Here is a 22,129-nt window from a genome sequence, read left to right on the forward strand (position 1 = left end):
TCCAGGGCGCCATTTCACCCGCTCCGCGGCGCATGCCGGGCAGCCGAACCCATTATCGAAAAGCCAGCGTATGAAACCCAGCATTGCCGCCAAACTCGCCCAACTCGCCGACCGTCTGGAAGAAGTCGGCCAGCTCCTCGCCAGCGAGGAGGCCACCCATGATATGGACAGTTTCCGCAAACTGAGCCGCGAGCACGCCGAGCTGACGCCCGTGGTCGATCTCTACCAGGCCTTCAACCGCACCAACGCCGACCTGGCCGATGCGCGCGAGATGCTGGCGGATCCGGAAATGCGTGAAATGGCCGAAGCGGAACTGGCCGATGGCGCCGCGCGCATCACCGAGCTGGAAGCCGAGCTGCAAAGAGCCCTGCTACCGCGCGATCCCAATGATGAGCGCAATATCTTCCTGGAAATCCGCGCCGGTACCGGCGGTGACGAATCGGCGCTGTTCGCCGCCGATCTGTTCCGCATGTATTCGCGTTTTGCCGAGCGCAACCGCTGGCAGGTCGAAATCGTCTCGGCCAGTGAAAGCGATCTGGGCGGTTTCAAGGAAGTCATCGCCCGCATCATCGGCAACGGCGTGTATTCCAAGCTCAAGTTCGAAAGCGGCGGCCATCGGGTGCAACGCGTCCCGGCGACCGAGACGCAAGGCCGCATCCATACCAGCGCCTGCACGGTAGCGGTCATGCCGGAAGCGGACGAATTGGAGGAGGTGCAGATCAATCCGGCCGATATCCGTATCGATACCTTCCGTGCCAGCGGCGCCGGCGGCCAGCATATCAACAAGACCGATTCGGCCATCCGCATCACCCACTTCCCCACCGGCATCGTGGTGGAGTGCCAGGACGACCGCAGCCAGCACAAGAACAAGGCACGCGCCATGCAAGTGCTGGCCGCCCGCATCAAGGACAAGCAGGAACGGGAAGCGCACGCCAAGGAAGCCGCCACCCGCAAGTCGCTGGTCGGCTCGGGTGACCGCAGCGAACGCATCCGCACTTATAACTTCCCGCAGGGTCGTATCACCGACCACCGCATCAACCTCACCCTGTACAAGCTCGACTACGCCATGGATGGCGATCTGTTCGAGCTGACCGACGGGCTGCTGGCCGAACACCAGGCCGAATTGCTGGCGGCGATGGCGGAGCAGGGGTGAACGACGGCCGCGAGCATGCCATGGGCGTCGTGGTCTCTTACCGTCCCGACGGCTTGCCCAAATGCTTGATGGCGGGAATGCCCACCAGGGAACGCATTTGCGTGATTGCGATGGCATTCAGTTGCGACAAGCGCTCAGATGCCAATAGTCCTTGATGTATCAGGACCGCGTTAATGCTCTCCATATTGGATAGCACAACCAATTGCTCCAGCGTGGCCAGGTCGCGCATGTTTCCAGGCTGATCGGGGTTGGCTTGCCGCCATTCGGTGGCTGTCATGCCGAACAGGGCAACGTTGAGCATGTCGGCTTCGCTGGCGTATACGGCGACCGTTTGTGCCTTTGTCAGTCGCGGTGGAGTCAACCGTTCCTTGATCGCATCCGTATGGATTCGGTAGTTAATCTTGGCCAACGTGCGCTGGAAGCTCCACTCCGATGAACTGGCGCGTGCCTCTTCATCTTTAAGGCGCTGGAACTCCTTGATGAGGTACAGCTTGAACTCGGGGCTGAGCCAGGAGCCAAACTCGAAGGCGATATCGCGGTGGGCGTAGGTGCCGCCATAACGTCCGGCCTTTGCGAACAAGCCAATGGCTTGAGTTGCGTCGCTCCACTTCTTCGCCGACAGATAGAAGCTGTTGCGCCCGGCTTCGATTCTAATTCCCTCGAATTCGGGGGAATTAAAACCCGGATTGTTGATCTGCTCCCATACGCCCAGAAAAAGTACGGTGTCCTTGTTCTTCAGCCACTGCTCGATCAGCGCGCTTCCGCCATCGAAGCGCTTCACCATATCGGTGAGTGAGATGTAGTCCTGCTCGAGCCGGCTTGTGACACCAACCTCGGTGCCTTGTACGGTGATACTGCGGTTCTTCATATCGATCATCCCAAAGCTGTCGGGAAGCACCCGCCTGTCGACAAAGTGCGACGTGAACAAGAATGTCCCTGCAAACCGCTTGAAATAAACGGAATCCCAGCAGCTATGGGACGCGGAAATCATTCGCTTTAGGTTTTTCGCATATGTTTTGCAAATATTGCTGCTAGCGCCCTCTCAATCCTGCACCTTCCCCCGCAACTGCTTGATCTGGCCACGCTGGGTCTTACCCGCCAGCCGCCGTTGGCGCGAACCATAGGTGGGTCGACTGGCCTTGCGCGGCTTGTCCACTCGGGAAGCCTCCAGTACCAGCGCCAACAGCCGCTCCAAGGCATCGGCCTTGTTCTGCTCCAGGCTGCGATAGGCCTGCGCCTTGATCACCACCACGCCATCCTTGGAGATCCGTTGGTCCGCGCTTTCGAGCAGCGCCGCCTTGCAAGCCTCCGGCAGCGCGGAGGCCTGTATATCGAAGCGTAGATGGACCGCGTTGGAGACCTTGTTGACGTTCTGCCCGCCCGCTCCCTGCGCCCTGATCATGCTGAACTGGGCTTCGGCTTCGATGATTTGGCGCACAGCCGCCGGATCAGGGCTCATCGCACCACACACCCTCGCGGGCTTTGCGGCCCACTCAGCTTTCCATATCTTGCAGATAGCGGCGGCGTGCTTCTTCTTCCTGCTTGACCGCTTCCACCTCGCGCAGCACGCCCCTGACGTCCACCGGCCGGGTCTCGCGTTTGACGCGGCCGCTTAGCGGCGTATCGGGGGTAAGTGCGCCGGCTTGGTAAAGACCCCAGATTTCCTTGCCGTACTGGGTGCCATTCAAGCTGGGCGCGAACTGGCCGAAATAGCTGCGCAGATTGTCCACATCGCGTTCCAGCATTACGCCGGCATTGCTGTTGGCGGCTGCGTCCACCGCTTGCGGCAGGTCGATGATGACCGGGCCGTCGGCATCGACCAGGATGTTGTATTCCGATAGATCGCCGTGCACCATGCCGGCGCACAGCATCAGTACCACCTGCCGCAACAGGCGGGCATGGTAATCCAGGGCCAGCGCCTCGCTCATGGCCACATCGTTCAGCCGGGGCGCGGCATGGCCGTTGGCATCGGTCAGCAGTTCCATCAGCAACACGCCTTCGAAGCAGATGTAGGGAACCGGCACCCGCACACCGGCCGAGGCCAGCCGGTACAGCGCATCCACCTCGGCGTTCTGCCAGGCTTCCTCTTGCACTTCGCGGCCATATTTCGAGCCCTTCGCCATGGCCCGGGCCTGGCGGCTGTTCTTGGTCTTACGGCCTTCGGTATAGACCGCGGCCTGCTTGAAACTGCGCTGGCTGGCCTCTTTGTAGACCTTGGCACAGCGAATATCGTCACCGCAGCGCACCACGTAGACCGTGGCTTCCTTGCCGCTCATCAATTGCCTCAGCACCTCGTCCACGAGTCCGTCTTCGACGAGGGGCTGAATTCTTTTCGGGGTTTTCATAAGTCCTTACCATGGGTTCGATCACCATCCGCCATCACAGCGGTAAGGCGCAGTTTACACCGCCTGGTGGAAGGTCCCGCAGTCGCTCGTCATAGGGCCGCTTCCCCGTGCAGCACCGCCAGCAAACCATCCACCCCACGTCCCAACAGACTGGAGCGCTCCCCGCGCAGCTTGGCCACCCCCGTCATTTCGCGCAGCGGCGCCGCGCCGGCCTCGCATTGCATAAGGCGAACCCGGAAAGTAGCCGCCAGCGGTACCAGGGTCTGCCCGACGCGCTGCGTGGCGATAGGGCCGCCATAGCTGGACGCCAGCGCCGGCTGGTCCAGGCTCGCCAGGGTCAGCCGGTCGATGCCGCCGAGGTGGCAGTGGATGGCCGCTTGCTCCGTCTGGTCGGCGATAAATACCGCCTCGCTGTGCGCCCGTAGCCGCGCCAGATTGCCCTCGTCGACAAATGCCTCGCCCTTGACGCCCTGCGCGCCCACCAAGCCCAACAAACGTTCGCCGGCCGGAATCATGGTCCCCGGCCGCAGCGCCAGGCTGGCATCCACCACGCGACCGGCGAAAGGCGCCCGTACCGCCAACTGCGCCTGCTGCCGGCGCAGACCGGCGACCTTTTCTTCCGCCCCCTGCCATTGCTTGCCCAGCGCCAGCCCCTGCGCCAACAACTCAGGATGAAAGGGCTGCTGGTCCATCTGCCAACGCAGGGTCGCGGCACGCCGTTCCGCCAAGGCCAACTCGGCTTCCAACTCGGGCGAACGCAGGCTCAGCAGCAACTGCCCGGCCGCCACCCATTCGCCCTCGCGGCTGGCGACCGCAAGCACTTCGGCCGGGGCCGGCGCGTAGAGGGTCTGTGCGTCGCGCGCGCCCATGATGGCCGGCGCGCTGACCTCGGTCCGCCAGGGCAGGGCGACAAATAGCAGCGCACCGGCCAGGAAAAGGACACTGCGAACCGTCTGCAAGTTCCAGCGCAGTTCGGCGCGGCGGCGCCACCAGACCGATAGCTCGGACCATAGCGGCAAGGCGATGAACCAGCCCAGCTCAACCACCAGCAACAACAGTCCCAAGGCCTTGAAGAACAAGTGGTAGACCAGGAAGGCAATGGACAGGAAGATCACCAGGCGATACAGCCAGGTGGCGCAGGCGAAGGCGATCAGAAATCGTCGGCGGCCAGCCGCGAAATGTTCCGGCCAAGGCTCGTCCAAGCCGAGCAGCCGACGGCGCAGCCAGCAGCGCCCCATGGCAAAGGCACGGCTGTGCAGATTGGGCAGGTTCATCCAATCGGCCAGCAGAAAGTAGCCGTCGAAACGCATGAAGGGGCTGGCATTGATGGCCAGCGTGGCCAGCCAGGTGGTGGTCGCCAGCATAAAGGCACCGGCCCGGATGGGCCCATCCGGCAGGAAACTCCAGGCCAGGGTGGCCAGCACCGCCAGACACAACTCGGCCAGCATGCCGGCGGCACCGATCAGCATGCGTTGCCGTCGCGAGGGCAACTTCCAGGCTTCATTGGTATCGGTATACAGTACCGGCATCATGACCAGGAAGGCCACCCCCATGGTCGGCACCCGGCAACCGAAACGTTGCGCCGTCAAGGCATGGCCGAACTCATGCGCCACCTTGGCGATACTGAGCGACACGACGATACCCAACACGCCCTCCATGCCGCCGTAAGCCGAGAAGGTATGGGTGAACTCATCCCAGCGGCGCGAAACCAGCCACAGCCCCAGCATGGCCAGGCCCGCCAGCAGCCACCAGAAGCGCGGCCGGCACACCCACTCGAAAGCCGGTGCCAGGCGTCGCAGCAATGGCATGGGTTGCAGCAGGGGCACACGAAAGAATAGATAGTGCTTAAGCAACCACATGGCGTGGCTCAGCTTGCTGGCACGGGCCTGCCGGACCAGGCGGTCGGTATGCTCCGGCCTATCGGCCAACAACAAGTTGTGGCGCGCCAGAAAGTCGCTGACGGCGGCCACTTCCTCGCTGTCTATATTGAGCGTGGTACTGCCATTGACCCTTTCGATCACCGGCTCCGCCCAGCCCAGCGCCCAATGCCGCAAAATTTCGAAGGCCGGCCAGCCCAGCTGGTAAAAGCGATTGGCGGCCGGATCGTGCAGCATCCAGCTGGGCGATCCGTCGGCCTGCGGCGGGCCGGCGTGCAAGCTGAGATCCTGGCGCAACGGCGGCAAAGCAGTCATGCGCTTACCATCCCAGCCATTGCCGCGCGGCGGTGAGGGGGCGGCGCAGTGCGTAATAGATCAGTGGTACCCAGTCGCCGTAGACCCGGGCCGTGCCCATCTGGCCCAGCCTGGGCATGGTTTGGCCGGTGCGGAAGGCGGCCTGGATGCGGTAAGCCAGCACGCCATCCTCGGTCGCTTCGGCGCGATACGCCACCCGGCTGACCACCGCATCGTAGGATTCCGTCGGCGCCGCATTCGGATAGAGCCGCAGCGCGGTGCCGGGCTGGACCTGGATCGCCTCGGCCACCGGCAGGAAGGCGGTCAGCTCCACCCGCGCCGGATCGGCCAGGGTCATGACTTTTTCGCCCACGGCCACGGCACGACCTTGCCAATCGCCCCGGTCGGAAAACACCACGACCCCGGCCTGCGGCGCCTTGACGTGGATGCGGGCCAGCTGCCGGCCGGTAAAGTCGGCCTCGATGACCTTTTCATCCAGCCTGGCCCGGTCCATGGCCATTTCCAGCTTGCCCCTGTCGTCGGTCACCGCCAGCTGGGCACTCTGCCGATAGGCTTCCATGGCCGCCTCGCGCGCCTGGCTGGCCAGGGCGTACTGGCCGGCCAGCGTGGTCTGGTCCAGGCTGAACAGGGGGGTGCCGGCCATCACCTGCTGATTGGGTTGTACCGCGATACTGTCGATCACCCCGCCAATCGGCGCGCGCACCAGCAAGGGCTCCTGCGGCGTCACTTCTCCGCGTGCCAGCACGGTCAGCCGGACCGGACAGCAAACCAGCAACAGCAGGGCCAGCAACAGCCACCGCCTGGCCCGCCCTGGCCGTAGCCAGGCGCCCAGCCGCTCACGCCAATGGCGCTGCGGCGCGAAGCGCGATTGCGCATGGGCGTAGGCATCGGCCAGTTCGGTTGCCAAGGTCAGCTCATAGTCGCTCCAGGCTTGTTCGCGCGCCAAGAGCAAGGCCCCGCTCGTTTGGGTTCCAGGCGGCTGCAGACGTAACCAGAGCACCTGTGCCGGTAACCAGTTGGGCCAATCCTGCGCCAGCAGGGGGGGCAGATCCTCGCTTTGCAATACCCGGACCGGCGCATCGGCCGCCGCCTTCGCCACCACGCTACGGAAAACACCGGCCAGCCATTGCACATAAGGGGCGGCGGCATCCGCCTCGGCCAGACCGGACAAGGCCGCCACCCGCCCCATGGGTCCGTCCCGACCCCATGGCCCATCGCGCCACAAGGCAGCCTGGCGATAATCCAGCAGTTGCCGGCTTTCATTGACCATGACAAAACCGAGCGCATCGTCGCCATCGGCCGAACGGGCCCGCCGCATCAACTGCAGCAGGGTGGCCAAGGGGCGGGCGGCGTCCTGGACCGACTGGACGATGGTATCGGGACTGCTCATCGCGGCAGGCTGAAACTGGCCCAGCCGCTCATACCGGGCAGCAGGGACGGGTCGGCACCGTCTATCACGGCGACGGCCAGCACCGACTGGCTGACGGGGTCGATCTGCGCCCCCAGCCGCGCCACGCTGGCGGGAAAACTGCGGCCCAATTCGTCGACCTGGACGGTCAGCTTGGCGCCGGTCCGCAACCAGGCCAGCCACTTGGATGGCACCAGCATGCGGAGTTCCAGTTGGCCGATATCGACAATTTCGAGAATGGGATTACCCGGACTGACGAACTGGAAAGCCGCGCCGGTACGGCGCGCGACGCGGCCGGCGTAAGGGGCGGCCACCACGCATTTGGCCACCACGGTGTGCATATAGCTGGCTTCCGCCGCCGCTTCGCGGGCGCGGGCTTCCGCCTGGTCCACCTCCAGCTTGCCGATGGAATTGAGTTCGGCCAAGCGGGTGTTGACCTTGACCAGTTGCCGGGCGGCCTCCAGCGAGGCTTCGGCCTTGCGCAGCTGAGCACGGTAGCTGCTGCACTCGAACTCGACCAGCACCGCACCCTTGCCGAAACTGCCGCCTTCCGCCACCGACAGGCGGGCGATCTTGGCGGCGATTTCGCTGGAAACCGTGGTGGCGTTGCGCGCCATCAGCTGCGTGCGGATCCGGCCATCGCTGGCCGGCGGCGCAGCAAGGGCGGGCGGCTGGACTGGCGCGGTAGCAGCCAGCACGGGGACCGCGATGAACGTAAACAGGGCCATACTGCCAGCCCTCATTGCCCCTCCCCGGCCAACTTGCCCTGCCAGCTCGATTCCGCACCTTGCAAGGCGCGGGTCAACGCCGGTAGATCGTGGCCGCTGGCCGTCTGCGGCAGTGCATCCAGCCCCAGGGTGGCGCCGATCTGGCCATAGGCGTTCTGCAATTCGCCGTAGCTCTGAAACAGCCGCAACTGCGACAACACCGCATTGGCGTTGGCCAGGATGGCTTGCAGCTTGCCTTGTGCGCTGGACTGGGCGGCATTGCGGGTCTGATCCAGGATGCGCTGCTCCACCTGGTTGAGATCGCGCTCCAGTTCATACTGGCGCGAGCGTCCCTGGTAGTCCAGCCAGGCGACATGCACCTGGGTCAGCACGGCCATATTGAGCGCCATGCGCTGTTCCTCGGCCACCTTCAACTGCGCGTCGGCACTACGCCTGATCTTGCCGGCATTGGCCAGATTCAACAGGTTCCAGCTGAGCCGCAGGCCGGCATCGCTCCAACCTTGGTTGACCAGGAATTTGTTGCTGTCGTAGTGCTCGCCCAGGCTGAATTCCAGGCCGGGGAATAGCCGGGCCATGGCCTTTTTGGTCTCCAGCTTGCTGATACGCTGGTTATAACGTGCCTCCATCAGTTCCGGCCGATTGAGCAGCGCCACTTCCTCCATCTTGTCCAGCGACAGCCCCAGCCCCGGCATGCGTAGTTCGGTCGGCGTGCCCACGCTGAAGCGGCTGGCGGGCGCCAGATTCATGATGGCGGCGAGGCGTGGCTTGGCCTGGACCAGCGAGCTGCGGATCAAACTCATCTGGCGGATCACATCCAGCAATTGCCTTTGGTAGTTGAGCGCCTCCAAAGGGGCCCGCAGCTTTTCCTGTTCCACCTTGCGTGCATCGGCCAAGGCGGCTTCGGCGTCGCGCAGCAGTGTTTCCACCGGCTTTTCCAGCTGCTGCGCCCCCACCGCCTGCCAGTAGGCCTGCCGCACCTGCTGCATCAACTGGTGCGACACCTTGCGCTTGCGCTCCCGCAGGATCAGCAGGCGGTCGGCCTGTTGCTGCGCACCGTAATAGCTGACGCCGAAATCGAGCACATTCCAACTGAGGTTCAAATCGGCGGTGGAATGCCTGCGTTCGCTGGAAATGGAAGGCACCAGCGATTGCTGGCCGGTCGCCACATCCTGCGAGGACGAGGCAGAGTCATTGTTGCGGCTGCTGTATCCGGCGGCCAGCGCCAGCTTGGGTAGCATCTCCATACCGGCCAGGTCGAATTGCCGCTGCGCCAGCGCTTCTTCCATCAGCTTGACGCGGTAATCGAGGTTGTACTTGAGCGCCCGTGCCATGGCTTCGTCCAGGCTCAGCGTACCGGCAAGGGCTTCCTGGCTGCCGAACATAAGGCGCTGGTCTTCAGCCAGCGTGGCTTGCCGTTCGGCCTCGCTGATGGGCTGGAGGGGCACGGCGCATGCACCTAGCAAGGCGGTGGCAATGGCCAGGGGGAGCAGTGCAACCTTGTTTTGATTCATCCTCATCCGTCCTTTTTGTGTTTTTTGTAAATTGATCCGCTGTGCCCTGGGCTGCTGCCTTACACAAGCACATCAGCCTTTGCCGCCTGCTGGCCCAGGAGCAGGTCGCGCTCGCGCTCAAAGGCCGCCTGGCCATAGCGCTCGAACTGGCTGGCGAGATCCGGCTTGCCCACCCGCTCCAGCATGGCTTGCTTGGCGGCACCCGCGGCACCCTGTTTGTCGAACTCGATTTCCATCCGGCTGATGGCCTGATTGCCATTGCCGTCGCGCACAATGATTTCCAGCTCCAGCGATTGCCGTTGGTTGTCCGGCACCTGCCCGCTGAACCAGCCATTCAGCGAATCGAACCGGAGCCAGTTGGGCAGTGGCCGGCCATTGGCCAGACGCACCGTGATGCTGATGCGGCTGTCCGGTTCGCGCGGGCTGAAGGTACCGGCGGGCAGGGCGAAACCGAAGTTCTGGCCCGGCTGTAGATTGCGCACGCCCAGATCGGGACGGGCGACCAGTGCATCGCGCTGGCTGGGATCGGCTGTGGCGATAAAGGGCGCCTCACTCACCGCCAGCGTAGTGGGACGGCCATCGCCAGGGCCGGATGATCTGCCTTGCCCCGCTAGTTGGAACCCCAATTGACCCGCTCCGTCCGCACCCAGCTCGTGGCCATCGACGCCGGACACGCCATCCACCGGCGCCAGCGGGTTGCTGAGCGGGGCGCTATCGAGCGCCGTCAGCACGATATTGGGAATGATGGGGCCCAGATCGATGGGATTGGCACCGATGATGGGCGGCGTCGCGAACGGTGGCGGCAGTACCGGCGGGATGACGATGGGCGGCAGCACAATCGGTGGCAACGGTATCGGACTGACGATATACACCTCGCCTGCCATCGGGCCGGCCAAGGTATTGCCGGCCGTATCCGTGACGGCGGCGTTGCTCCGCAGGTTCAGGCTGATCAGCCCCGCCCCGCGCAAACCGGTCAGCGTCACCGTGTAGGTGCGGGCATCCACTTGCGTCACCGTGCCGATCTCGCCGCTGACCAAACCCAGCCTGGACAGGCTGAAGGCGCTGGTATCCAGGCCTTGCACATTCTCGGAAAAAGTCACCGTGTAGCGCGCCGACGTAGCCGAGGTGGGTGTGGCGTCCAATCTAACAATGCCGGTACCGGCCGGTGGCGCGGTATCGATCAGGATGCCGGCCGTGCTGGGCAGGCCGCGCAGCCCCAGATCGGCAGCCGTGCCGTTGGCGTCGCGCAGAATGGCGCCGTTGGCTTGCAGCCCGGTAATCGCGATGCCGTCGGCGTCGTTGTCGCCGGCCTGGACGGTATAGCGGAATAACAGGGTGCTGCCGCCGCTGCCGGACACATAGCTGGCGAATACCGTCCGGTCGCCCAGCAAGATGGCCAGCCTGGGCGTGCCGCCAGTGGTATCGACCAAGGTGGCCTTGCTTAGATTGACGCTGAAATCGAGGATCTGCTCACCTTTGTAGGCACCGTTGGCCGGCACGGTCACCCCCGTGATGGCCGGTCCGGCTCTATCCACCGGCACGCCGCTGCCGCTGAAATCGGCGACCAGCAGATTGCCGGCGCTGTCGGCAATCCCACTGCCGCTGGCACGCAGGGTCAGACCGAGGGTACCGCTGCCAGCCAGGCCGTTGACCTGCACGGTATAGTTACGGCCATCGATCCGGGTGACCGAAGCAATACTGCCGGCCGCCGTACCCGTGCTGGCCAGCTGGAAATCGCCCACGTCCACGCCGCTGACATCCTCGTTGAAGCTCACGGTGAACGCCAAGCCGGCGCCGCCGCGTATCTGCACGATGCCGGTCGCCGTCGGTGCCCGGGCGTCTATGCGCACGCCGGCACTGCTATCCATGCCATTGAGGGTCAGCGCGGCATTGTTGCCTATGCCGTCGCGCAGGGTGGCGCCATTCAGGTCCAGGCTACTGGCCACCGCGATGCCATTGCCGTCGAACTGGCCGCTGGCCACCGTCAGCCGGAAGGTCAGGGCGGTGCCGCCGGAGCCGGATACATAGCTGGCAAAGACCGTGTCGCCGTTGTCGAGGGTGATGGCGATACGCGGTATGCCGCCATCCACCAGCACGGCCTTGGAATAGTTGACCGTGAAATCCAGCGTCTGGCCGGTTGCATAAATGCCATTGGCGGGCAGCACCACCGAATTGACCGAAGGCGCGTCGCGATCCACCGCGAAGACTTCGCCAGTCAGGCCGCCGCTGATGGCGTTGCCGGCCAGATCGGTAATACCGGTGCCGCTCCCATTCAGATCCAGCCGGATATCGCCGGTCCCGGTCACACCCGTGATGGTGACGGTATAGGTCTGGTCGTCGATCTGCGTCACGCTGCCTATCGTACCGCCGGCACTACCGCCAAAGACCAGGCCGAAGTCAGCGGTATCCACCCCGCTGACGCCTTCGGAGAAGGTCACGGTGTAACTGATACTGTCGGCGCCGCTGGGGCTGCTACCGACCCGCACGATGCCGGCCGGTGTCGGCATGGTGGTATCGACCAGCACGGCCGAGGTATCGCCGGGACTGTTGAGCGCCGTCGCCAGGTTGTTGCCTACGCCATCGGCGATGGCGCCGCCATTGAGATCGATACTGCCCGCCAGGGCGATACCATCGCTGTCATTGTGGCCGGCCAGCACGGTGTATTGGAACAGCAAGGCGCCGGTACCGGAGCCGGACACATAATTGGCATAGACGGTGGCGCCACCCACGGTGATCGCCAGCCTGGGCGTACCGCCACCGGTATTCACCGTCACGGCCTCGCTGGTATTGACGGTAAAGCTCAGCACCTCGCCGGCCTGGTAATGGTCGGCCGCCGGCACGGACACATTGGCAACGGTGGGCAGCACGGCGTCGATCAGCACGCCGGCGGTCGAAGCCACACCGTTGAGTGTCGTTACGACGGCATTGCCCACCGTATCGCGCAACGTCCCACCGTTCAGGTCGAGGCTGCCGGCCAGGCTCACGCCATTGCCGTCGGCCTGGCCGGCCGCCACGGTGAGGCGGAATACCAGCGCACCGCTACCGGAGCCGGAAACATAGCTGGCATAGACCGTGCCCCCGGTGTCCAGGGTCACCGCGATACGCGGCGTGCCACCCGTGGTATCAACCACTACCGCTTCGCTGAAATTGACCGTGAAATCCAGATTGTCGCCAGTCTGGTAGGTCCCGTCGGCGGGCGCCGCCAGCGTGGCGACCACCGGTGCGACCCCGTCCACCACGATGGCATGCTGGCCGGCGATGGAGCCCGAGCCACCGGTCGCCGGCAGTAGCAGCAACAGATCATCGCTGCTGCCGTTGCGTACCGTGGCGCCATTGAGCACCAGGGCGGCGGTGGACTGGTAATCGAGGTCGGCGCTGAGATCGCCGGCCTGAACGGTATAGGAGAAGGTCAAGGTGTTGCTGCCCGAGCCCGATACATAGCTGGCCAGCCGGTCCACGCCGCCGGTCTCCAGCAGCAAGGTGGGCACGCCGCCGCTGACCGTCACCACCTGGTCCAGGCTGAGGGTAATCTGGATGGTGTCGCCCACCTTGTAACCGCCGTCCGGATTGACCGCATGGACGCTGGTGATAAGCGGATTGGGCAGGGCAACGGTGATATTGATGGTGTCGGTATCGGTCTGGTTGCCACCGCTGCCGCTGAAACCCTGGTCGTTACTCACGATCTGCAGCGAGGCGCTACCGGTATACCCGGGCGTGGGGATAAAACGCAGACCGTTCAGCGCGGCATTGATATCGGCCACGCTACCCTCGAAACTCATGGAGAGGTCGTTGCTGCCGCTGCCCGTCAGCATGGTCAGGCCCGTGGTGCCGGACAAGGTAATCAATCCATTGCTGGCGGTCAGCGTGACAAGCAGGGTGCTGGCCTCGGCATCCGACACCGAGATCAGGTTGCCATTGCCGGCATTGAACAGCAGGTCCACATCCTTGGGTGTGGATTGGGTAGCCGGCGCGCTATTCACCGGCGCGTCGTTGACGGCACTGACCAGCAGATTAAGCGTGGTGCTGGCCGCTTCGCTGCCGCCGGTACCGCTGCCGCCCGGATCGGTGCCGGTATTGCCGCCGTCGTCGATGGCCACCGACAGGGTGACATTGGCGGTGGCATTGCTGGCGGTACGGAACAACACGCTATTCGCGGCGATAAAGCTGTTGATGTCGGCCACGCTGCCGCTCAAGCCCAAACTGCCGCTATTGCTGCCCGTGACCGTGACACCGCTGCCGCTGGTGGCGCTGAGCGTGCCGCTGGCTACCGACAGGGTAACGCTGACGGCACCGCTGCCGGCATCGATATCGGTAAAGCTGATGCCCGCCATGCTGGTGGCGACATCTTCATTGACGGCGATGCTGGCCGGCGCGGTGATGGTGGGTGCGTCGTTGACCTGCGCCACATTGAGCGTGGTGCTCGCACTATCGGTCTGGGTGCCGCCGCTGCCGGTATTGCCGCCGTCGTCGATGGTCGTGGTCAGCGTGACATCTGCGGTGGCGCTGCCGGCAGTGAGGAAGCTCACCGCGCTGCCGGCAATATAGGCATTGATATCCGCGAGGGTACCGCTTAGGGTCAGTGTGGCTGTCCCCCCACCGCTCGCCGTCACCCCGCCGCTGGAAATACCGCTCAAGGTCCCCGTGCCAACCGCCAAGGTCACCGTGACGGTGGCGCCGCCTGCATCGGTATCGCTGAAGCTGATGCCCGTCAGTACGCTAGCGGTATCTTCCGTCACCGATAGGGTGGCCGGCGCCGTAATCTGCGGTGCATCGTTGACGCTGGCGACGCTGACCAGCTTGGTCACCACCGCGCTATTGGTGTTGCCGTCGGAAACTTCAAAACTGATGGTGCGAGTGGCGGTATTGGGTTGGGCGACATCGTTGGTATAGGTCACCGCCCGCAGCGCGGCCTGCCATTGCGCCACGGTGGCGGTAGCGCCGCTGGACGTCAACGTCAGCACGCCGGTGCTGTAGCTGGCGCTGATATTGCCGAAGGTGGTGGCATTGCTGTTGGTGAAGGCCAGGACATCCTCGCCGCTCTGAAAGTTGCCGGTGATGCTGACGGTGGCGCCGGCCAGCGTCGTGCTGTCCAGATCGGACAAGCTTAGGCCGGTATCCACCGCTACCGGCGTGGAGGTCGTATTGTTGCCCTCGGCAAAGGCGGTGGTACCACCGCTGGCGGTGGCGACCGGGGTGTCGTCGACACTGGCGACCGTCACCGTGCGGGTGGCCGCGCTACCGCTATCGGTGCCGTCGTTCAACACGAAGCCGATGGTGCGGACGGCGGTACTTGGACTATCGGAGCTGTTGCTATAGCTCACCACGCGCAAGGCGGCCTGCCATTCCGCCAAGGTGGCGGTGGCGCCGCTGGACGTCAGGGTCAACACCCCAGCGCTGTAGCTGCCGCTGATATTGCCCATGGTGATACCGTCGTTGGTGAAGGCCAGCACATCCTCCCCGCTGGCGAAGTTGCCGCTGATGCTGACCAAGGCACTGGCCAAGGTGGCACTGTCGTTATCGGCGACAGTAATACCGGCATCGACCACCACGGGCGTGCCGGCAACGTTATTGCCCTCGGTGAAGGCGGCGCTGCCGCCCGACGTGGTAGCGGCCGGTGCTTCGTTGATCGGACTGACGACGATGCTGCCCTGCGCCGTACCGCTGGAATAAGCGGTGCTGCCGCCATTGCTGGTACTGTCGCCGTGCTGGGTAGCGCCATTGCTGGAAGCAGTGCCCGTGGTTTGGTCCCAGCCCCGGAAAGTGAAGGTAGCGGTTTCGCCGTGAATCGTATCGGGTAGATAACGCACCTGCGTGGTGGAGGCCAGCAACAGGGCGCTGTTGGCGCTGACCGCACCGAAGGCGGTCCAGGTGCTGCCGTCGGTGGAGTACTGCCAATTGCCCAGCGCACTGGTCGTGATAACCGCGATCCCTGACACGGCCGCCGAATCGACGTCGGCGTAGCTCATGCCCGCCAATAAGGTGGCCACCGTGACGGCGCCGGAAACCGTGTCCTCATCGGTGCCGGTAAAACTATAGGGACCGCCGGATAGGGTAGGCGCGTCGTTCACGCTGCTGACGGTAATACTGGCCGTATCGGTCACGCTGGAATAGGCAGTCGTGCCGCCATTGACGCTGCTATCGAGCTTGGTGCCCTGCTGCCCGGCGGAAGCGCCCGTCTGGTCCCAGGCACGATAGGTAAGGCTTGCGCTGGTGCCGTTCTGGCCATCCGGCACCAAGCGCACAAAATCGCCCGAACGCAGCAGCAGCGCGCTACTGGCTGAAACCGTCCCGATATTGCTCCACGTGGAACCATCCAATGAGTACTGCCAGGTGCCGGTGCCCGCCACCACGCCGCTGATGGCGATACCGCTGAGCGCGCCGCTATCCACATCCGCCACGCTGGCGCCCAGAAAACTGGCGACCGTCTGGCCGGCGTTGCTGGTGGCATCTTCGTTGATGCCGGTCAGGGTGGGGCTCGCCGCCGTCAGGACCGGCGCATCATTGACCGCCGATACGGCGATACTGACCGTGGCCGTGCTGCTGGAATACGCGGTGGTGGTGCCAGTGGTGCCGCTATTTCCGCTCTGCGGCGTGCCGTTGCTGGAGGCGGTCCCGCTGGTCTGGTCCCAGGCACGGAAGGTGAAGGTAGCAGTCTCGGCGTTCTGGGCATCCGGGACATAACGGACCTGGGTGGTGCTGGACAGCAGCAGGGAACTGGCGGCCGAAACGCTGCCAAAGGCGGTCCAGGTATTACCGTCGGTGGAGTACTGCCAAGTGCCGTTGCCGCTGACGGTCGTTACCGCCATGCCGGAAACGGCGCCGGTATCGACATCGGCATAACCACCGGTCGCCAGGATAGCCGACACCAGCGTGCCGCCCGAGGTGGTGTCTTCATCGATACCGGTCATGGCATGCGTACCGCCGGTAAGGGTAGGCGCATCATTGACCGCACTCACCGCCACGGTCGCCGCCACCGCCAAGGTGGTCGCATCCACGCCGCTGTTGGCGGTGCCGCCATTGTCGCGGATATTGGTGAGGGTAATCACCCGGCTGGTCGTACCGGGTGATTCACTACTGTTGCTATAGGTAATCCCGTCCACCACGGTCTGGGCAATCGCCGTACTGACGCCGGCCGCCTTGCTGATGGTCACGGTCGCGGTGCCGGCGGCCAGGCTGACCGACACGGACAGGCTATTGCTGCCGGTGGTGACCGAATTGCCGTTGGTCAAGGCCACCGTGGTGCCATCGATGGTGAGAATTTCATTCGCGCCATCGCTGACATTGGTGACGGTCAGGATCAGCCTGTCGATGGTCTGGCCGCTTTCCACCGTGCTGATGGAAACCCCGCTGAACAAGTCCACCGCGCTACCGTTCTCGGTAAAGGTGGGCGTACCACCGGTGGCGGTCAGCGTGGGTGCGTCATTGACGGCAACGACCGTGACCGTCGCCACCCGCGCCGGATTGGCGGTGTTGTTGCTGCCGCCGCTATCGGTAATGCCCGTGATGGTCACCACCCGGTTGCTGGTGCTGGGGTCCTGGCTGGTGTTGCGGTAGGTCATGCCGTCGACCAGGGTACCCATCTGCGCGTCGGTACGGGTCATGCCGGTGACCGTGACGGTGGCGGTGCTACCCGATACGGCCACGCTATAACTGCCAATCCCGGTCAGCGTACCGCTATTGCCGTTATTGAGCGCCACATCGGTGCCGCCTATGGTCAAGATCTCGCTACTGTCGTTGCCGACATTGGTGACCGTCATGGTCATGCCACTGAAGGTCTGGCCGGCATCGTTGGTAGCGGCCGTCACGGCGCTATAGAGATCGACCGTGCTACCGCCCTCGGTAAAGGTCGGCGTGCCGCCCGTGGCGGACAAGGTCGGCACGGCGCTGGCCGATACCGGCGCCTCGAAATCCAGATCGTCCAGCGCCAGGCTCAGATTGCCGCCGGCGATGGTAAAGCTGGTGATGTTCTGGAAATTGACGTTGCCCGAGGTATTGACGTTCTGCTGCAGGATCAGCGCGCCATTGCTGGAATAGGTCAACGCCGTGCCGCCATTGGGCGTAATGGTGATATTGACGTCGGCGGCGGCATCGAAACTGATATTGGAGAGCCGGAAGGCACTGCCGTCGGCCGCCTCGACCTTGATGCTGCTGATGCCGAAGGCGCCGGCCAGATCGAAGAACATAAAATAGTCGCCGGCGTTATTGCCCAGTAGCGACATGGCGGAATTGTTCGAGACGATATTGGTATAGTTGCCGGGATTGGAGCCGACGATGGTGTACTTGATGTTATCCAGGGTGAAGGTGTCGGCGGTGAAACTGGCGCCGCTATTGGTATCGTAATTCTCGTCGGAGGGCACGGCCAGCAAGCTGGCGTAGCTGTCCACCCGCAGCGCGGCCGACTCCACCGTCCCGGCTTGCCGCTCCAGCTGCCAATCGCCGCCGTGGCTGGCGGCACCGGTGTCATCCTCGGAAGCCGCTACATCGGCCCCGGTCAACCTGGCCAGACCGTCGAGCAAGGCCAGCCCAGCCGGACCGGCGCCGGCTTTGCAACCGTACAGCAGGATATCGCCGTCGGCGGCCAGGGATGCGCCAATCTGGCCCAGCACCGCCCGGTGGGCAGCCAGGTTCTGGCTATCCAGCCAGACATTGCCCACTTCCACCACGCCTTCGGCGCCGTGGCTGATCAGGTGGATGGCTTGCAGACCTTGCTTGCCCTGCAGATAGTTGGCCATCTGGGCCAGGCCGTCGCCGGCGCGATCCAGCATGACCACGTCCACGCCCGGTTTAAGACCACTGACCAAGGCTTGGGCATCGGCCAGGTCGGCGGCGACGAAGACCACTTCCTTGGCCGGGCCAGCCGGCGCAGCGGCCGGTGGATTGGCGTCCCGGGATACCGGCAACAAGCGCTCGGCCAAGCGAGCCGACACATCGGTCGGCGCATTGGCATGGTCGGCGGCAGGAAGATGATGCGTCGCTTCGGCAGCGGTCGCGGCGATCGCCGCATCGAACATGATGCGTGGCTCCAGCGCCTGGATCAGCAGTGGCTTGGCGCGCACAGGGGCTGCCGAAGCAGCATGTTTATATAAGAGCTCTTGCAAGAAACGCATTGCCGCCTCCCCGGTCGCTCAGCCCTATGCCGGCCGCGACACTTGCTGCTTGTTACCGGCGCGGCGGACCCGCCGCGCACTGTCCTGCGTGTTGCTTTAGTTACGGGATGGGAAGATCCCCTCCAGCGCAATAATGAAATTGATACCGAGATAAGGGCTGGCAATCCCGAATGGCTGGCCGCCGCCCGCGATACCGACGGTTACATTGCAATTGAACGGTGCGAGCGTGGTCGTCGGCGCATCGGTGCTATACAAGGTCCCTGGCCGCCCGCCCCCGCTTACCGGTCCCAGGCAAGTGATATTGCTCGGCGCGGCAGCCACATTGGTGCTGGCGGCGATAGCCGGAATCGCGACATTGGCCGCCGCCGCGTGGGTATGCGCCGGCATATTGTTCAAGGTCAGCACGGTGCTTTCGGTTCCGCCCACCTCCCCCAGATCGACCTGTTGCAAGCCTGGCCCGGCCGAGCCATTCGCCCCAACCGGTGATCGGCCGCGAAGATCCGGTAGACCGAAGGTGGTCTGGCCATTGCCGCCGAAGGTAGTACCCAACAGGGAGAACAAAGCCGTGTTCTGCGCAATCGGCAAGATCTGCGCGGAACAATAGGCATAGCCCCGAGGTGAGAAATTGAAACCGACCATCTTGATTTCGCCGAGAAACGGTTCGCTCATTTTTATTGCTCCTCCTGCTACAAGTACGCGCTGGGCGCGGAATTCAGGCGCCGGCCGATTCGGCCTGCACCTGTGGGACCGGGTAATGGAAAACGGCTTCCATCAGCACCGGTCCATCCTCGGCCGGGCCTATTGGTGTGAGTAGCAGCGGCCAGGACAATGCGTCCCCGCCTGGCGCGGGCGGCGCCAGGGTATAGACGGCTTGTCCCAGTTGCGTCCCGGCCGGTAAGGCGAACTCGGCGGCGTAGCAGCAATAACGGGTATTCATCGGCACACCGCTGCTTACCCTCACCAGCTCGACCGGCATGCTCTCGCCCCACGGCAAGACCAGCCGATAGGTTTGACCCAGGGTATCGTTGAGTTGAGCTTGGCTAGGTACATTCATGGTGATCGTTTCCCTGGGTAGGCGGCACGGGGCGGTTCGCCCGGTCATCAAGGGCGCGCGCGGCCCGTTCCATCTTCAAATAGACACGGTTGTCGGCGACCACCTCGAAGCCGAAGCGGCGATATAGCCGATGTGCCGGATTTTCCGGTTCCACGTGCAGCGATATCGGCTGTGCTTGCTTATCCACCTGGCGAGTCAACAGCTCCAGCACCGCACTGCCAAGGCCCTGGCCGCGCACGGCCGGCATCAGGCTGATATCGATCAACGTAGCGCGGCTCGCGGTGTGCCACCAGTACAGGCGGCCGATGGGCGTACCCCGGCGCAACAGCAGCAGGAACTGGGCATCGTGGTAGTGCTCTTGGTAATAGCGGTGCTGGAATTGGAACTGTTGGTGCAGAAAACCCTGCTGTTCGACCGGCGTCCAACCGGTAGCCGCCATCTCCTCCGCGCGCGTCGAGGCATAAAGGTCGAATAGGAAGTCGAGGTCTTCATCCCGAATGGGACGAGCATAAAGATGCGCCAGCGCGGACGCGCCATCCTGGCCAACACGGCTGGCCAAAACGTTCAGCGCCGTATCGATGCCAGGCAAGGGCATTTTGCCAAAACGGAATTGTTCGCTGCCGCTGGACACGGCTTTCCTCCTACAGCCGGGCACGACGGCGCTTGATCGGCACCGTGCACCATTTGGATATTTTTTTATATTCGGCCCTGAGGGCCGCGCACCCGATGATATGCCATCGCACTTCTTATCCTGCGCTGGCTACTTGCTGCATGGGTTATAGACCATTCCCGTTAAAATCGGCTGGTAAAAAATACAATGCCGTCGGTCGGAATTTCTGGCCCATACCCATCCCTTGCGGACAGGCTGAAGCTACTTGCGCTGACTGAAATAGACGAAGCCGAACGATGCTTCACAAACCATTGGCGAGCGGTGACGCGGACGGCGACGCCCAGCAAGGGACGTCCCGGCAAGAGGGAAAAACGGATTTGCAATAATGGCTGCACGAAACCGCGTTCAGGGGTGACGTTCCCTAGGCCGGACGCCTATTCCTTAACGGCTTCGCGTAACTCGTCCAAGGTGAAACCCGTACTTTGCGCAGCCTGGCGTATCTCATCCATTGCCTCGCGTTTACGCCGCAGGAAATCCACGCGCGAGGAAACCGCCTTGGCGTGGGCAGCTTTTCTTGCCACCAAGACCTCGCCATTCGGTAACTGCTCGCTGCTGATGGCCGCGCTTGGCGTGCTGGAGTCACCGAACAGGGCTTCCAGCGCAGCGCGCGCCTTGACCGCATCCTGGCTCTGACTATTGCCGTGGTTATGTCGTGTTTTCATGTTTGAATACCAATTGAATAGTAGAAGCGCTGATCACGTACCGTAGCGGGCGACAGCGAAATTCCATCGCGACGGCGAGGATGGGGAGTGGTATCGATCAGCGCAAAGGCTCGACTACTCACTACCGACTTGCTCCCGGCGGCAGAGATCGTGGTACTGCCCGGGTGCCGCACTTTGGCGGCAAATCAGCTTCAGTACAGTGCGTGTATCAGCTATTTTCGTGCCGCCTGTTCGCGACTGTACGAGATGGATAGGCATGGGCCTGGACGGTAGTCGGCATACTGCTCAATTCAAACTTAGCAAGTTTAGGCGGAATTACCAGCCAATAAAAAATTGCCTATCCAGAAATTAAATCAATATGGGTGTTCCCAGGCGGAAATACGCGGTATAGGCCGGCAAAATGCAAATCAATAAATCACCCGGTAAAATTGCCAAGCCGCTTATATCCCCAGCCACCCAATGGACCGCTTACCCGAACTTGGACCCCGTCGATACCAAATGATTCCCACCCAGCCGTCGATTCATTCCAGAGCCGGTTGAGACTAGGCAGGTACCAGTTGCACATAGGGGCGCTCATCGAGCAGCCAGTCAGGCGCGCTGTCGGTAATCAGCCGGTCGAAATCGCTTAGCGCCGCAACCGAATAGGGCGCGATCTGGCCAAACTTGCTGTCGTCGGTCACCAGGACGGCACTGGCCGAATGCGCGATCATGGCCGCCTTGACCTGGGCATCGCTGGCATGCGTCGCCGTGACGCCCAGCTTGGCATGTACCGCGCAGGCACCCAGGAAAGCCATATCGGCGCGATGGCTGGCGATCAAGGCCACGGCGGTGGGTCCGGCGAAATAACGCTCCGGCGCGCACCAAAGCCCGCCGCTGAGCACCAGATCGATGCCAGGCCGATCCGCCAGCACCGTGGCGACATCGAGCGAATTGGTCACCACGCATAGCGGTGTCACTTCCAGGGCGCGGGCCAATTCCAGGGTGGTGGTGCCCGCATCGATAAAGATGGTTTGGTGAGCTTCCACCAAGGCCGCCGCCGCCGCGCCAAGGCCCGCCTTGGCGGCCGGCCTGATCGCGGTGCGGGCGGGAAAACGGATCTGTGCCGTCGCCAGCAGCACGGCGCCACCATGCGTCTTCTGTAGAAAACCCTTCTCCGTCAGCGCCTTCAAATCGCGCCGCACGGTATCTTCCGACACCCCCAGATCGCGCGCCAAGGCGGCGACCTCGACCCGGCCATGGCGGGTCAGCGCATCAAGAATTCGTTGGTGTCGTTCCTCGGCAAACATGCCGAACAGTATA

At 63.5% G+C, this 22,129-nt stretch carries 14 protein-coding genes; 1 reads left to right on the top strand and 13 read right to left on the bottom strand.

Annotated features, from left to right (window positions below):
* The first annotated feature begins 70 nt into the window (after window positions 1-70).
* Window positions 71-1,153, top strand: coding sequence for a peptide chain release factor 1 (prfA, locus tag FNU76_RS10980; protein WP_144278241.1), 1,083 nt, complete (start codon window positions 71-73; stop codon window positions 1,151-1,153).
* A gap of 37 nt (window positions 1,154-1,190) precedes the next feature.
* Here the strand turns inward: prfA and FNU76_RS10985 are convergent, their stop codons facing one another.
* The 13 genes from FNU76_RS10985 to FNU76_RS11045 all read right to left on the bottom strand — a co-directional run bounded on the left by FNU76_RS10985 (window position 1,191) and on the right by FNU76_RS11045 (window position 22,116).
* Window positions 1,191-2,021, bottom strand: a complete 831-nt coding sequence (locus FNU76_RS10985) for a KilA-N domain-containing protein (protein ID WP_144280641.1) — start codon at window positions 2,019-2,021, stop codon at window positions 1,191-1,193.
* A 174-nt stretch (window positions 2,022-2,195) separates the two neighbouring features.
* The gene (gene arfB / locus FNU76_RS10990) at window positions 2,196-2,612 is read right to left on the bottom strand and encodes an alternative ribosome rescue aminoacyl-tRNA hydrolase ArfB (protein WP_144278242.1); all 417 of its coding nucleotides are present in this window, start codon (window positions 2,610-2,612) and stop codon (window positions 2,196-2,198) included.
* Between the two features lie 34 nt (window positions 2,613-2,646).
* Window positions 2,647-3,498, bottom strand: coding sequence for a PA4780 family RIO1-like protein kinase (locus FNU76_RS10995; protein WP_144278243.1), 852 nt, complete (start codon window positions 3,496-3,498; stop codon window positions 2,647-2,649).
* 89 nt (window positions 3,499-3,587) lie between these two features.
* On the bottom strand, window positions 3,588-5,690 hold the full coding sequence (locus FNU76_RS11000; RefSeq protein ID WP_179958433.1) for a site-2 protease family protein: 2,103 nt from the start codon (window positions 5,688-5,690) through the stop codon (window positions 3,588-3,590).
* Window positions 5,691-5,694: 4 nt separating this feature from the next.
* Window positions 5,695-7,080 carry an efflux RND transporter periplasmic adaptor subunit gene (locus FNU76_RS11005; RefSeq protein ID WP_144278244.1) on the bottom strand — a complete coding sequence of 462 codons (1,386 nt, stop codon included), beginning with the start codon at window positions 7,078-7,080 and terminating at the stop codon, window positions 5,695-5,697.
* On the bottom strand, window positions 7,077-7,826 hold the full coding sequence (locus FNU76_RS11010) for an efflux RND transporter periplasmic adaptor subunit (protein WP_223879306.1): 750 nt from the start codon (window positions 7,824-7,826) through the stop codon (window positions 7,077-7,079). The genes FNU76_RS11005 and FNU76_RS11010 overlap by 4 nt, the downstream gene beginning before the upstream one ends.
* Before the next feature lie 11 nt (window positions 7,827-7,837).
* Window positions 7,838-9,337: a TolC family protein gene (locus tag FNU76_RS11015; RefSeq protein WP_144278246.1), complete on the bottom strand. Its 1,500-nt coding sequence runs from the start codon at window positions 9,335-9,337 to the stop codon at window positions 7,838-7,840.
* A 59-nt stretch (window positions 9,338-9,396) separates the two neighbouring features.
* Window positions 9,397-18,393, bottom strand: coding sequence for a DUF4347 domain-containing protein (locus tag FNU76_RS11020; protein WP_179958434.1), 8,997 nt, complete (start codon window positions 18,391-18,393; stop codon window positions 9,397-9,399).
* A gap of 147 nt (window positions 18,394-18,540) precedes the next feature.
* A complete protein-coding gene (locus tag FNU76_RS11025; protein ID WP_144278248.1) occupies window positions 18,541-19,113 on the bottom strand; it encodes a phage tail protein in 573 nt (190 codons plus the stop codon).
* Between the two features lie 43 nt (window positions 19,114-19,156).
* Window positions 19,157-19,498: a DUF6916 family protein gene (locus FNU76_RS11030; protein ID WP_144278249.1), complete on the bottom strand. Its 342-nt coding sequence runs from the start codon at window positions 19,496-19,498 to the stop codon at window positions 19,157-19,159.
* Window positions 19,485-20,129, bottom strand: coding sequence for a GNAT family N-acetyltransferase (locus FNU76_RS11035; protein WP_223879307.1), 645 nt, complete (start codon window positions 20,127-20,129; stop codon window positions 19,485-19,487). Before FNU76_RS11035 ends, FNU76_RS11030 begins: the two co-directional genes overlap by 14 nt.
* 413 nt (window positions 20,130-20,542) lie before the next feature.
* The gene (locus FNU76_RS11040; protein WP_144278250.1) at window positions 20,543-20,830 is read right to left on the bottom strand and encodes a hypothetical protein; all 288 of its coding nucleotides are present in this window, start codon (window positions 20,828-20,830) and stop codon (window positions 20,543-20,545) included.
* 542 nt (window positions 20,831-21,372) lie between these two features.
* A complete protein-coding gene (locus FNU76_RS11045) occupies window positions 21,373-22,116 on the bottom strand; it encodes a DeoR/GlpR family DNA-binding transcription regulator (RefSeq protein WP_144278251.1) in 744 nt (247 codons plus the stop codon).
* Window positions 22,117-22,129: the final 13 nt, after the last annotated feature.

Source organism: Chitinimonas arctica (genome assembly GCF_007431345.1).
GTDB classification, from domain to species: domain Bacteria; phylum Pseudomonadota; class Gammaproteobacteria; order Burkholderiales; family Chitinimonadaceae; genus Chitinimonas; species Chitinimonas arctica.